The sequence below is a fragment of the Bacillus sp. JJ1474 genome, assembly GCF_036965225.1.
Classification (GTDB): domain Bacteria; phylum Bacillota; class Bacilli; order Bacillales; family Cytobacillaceae; genus Cytobacillus.
Map to the genome: position 1 here is coordinate 1 of NZ_JBALPC010000158.1, position 405 is coordinate 405.

A 405-nucleotide genomic window follows, 5' to 3' on the forward strand; every position below is an offset into this window, starting at 1 on the left:
GCCATATTGTTGAATAACATTTTAAAATTCATAGTAAAAATTGGAAGAAATATACGTAAACTAAAGGGGGAGTTTATTGACCTAAGGTAAAATAATGTGTTTTTATAAATAATCCCTATTATTTGATTACGGGCTTACAAAGTAACCGCTACGAGTAATATATTCGTTAGCGGTTATTTTTACGGACAGATTTGCTAATTTATCTATTTTATTACAATTTAATAGTGATTTTGATATAATAAATACGCAATTTCTATAGGAAATGAGGCTTATTATGGAGAGTTTAGCGAAAATGAATGAAGATTTAGAGCAAATCAAAGCTCTTGCAAATCATGGTGAACAATTTAAACAAGAATGCATGTCTATTGAAAATGTAGTAAATGATTATCGTTATTGGACAACTAA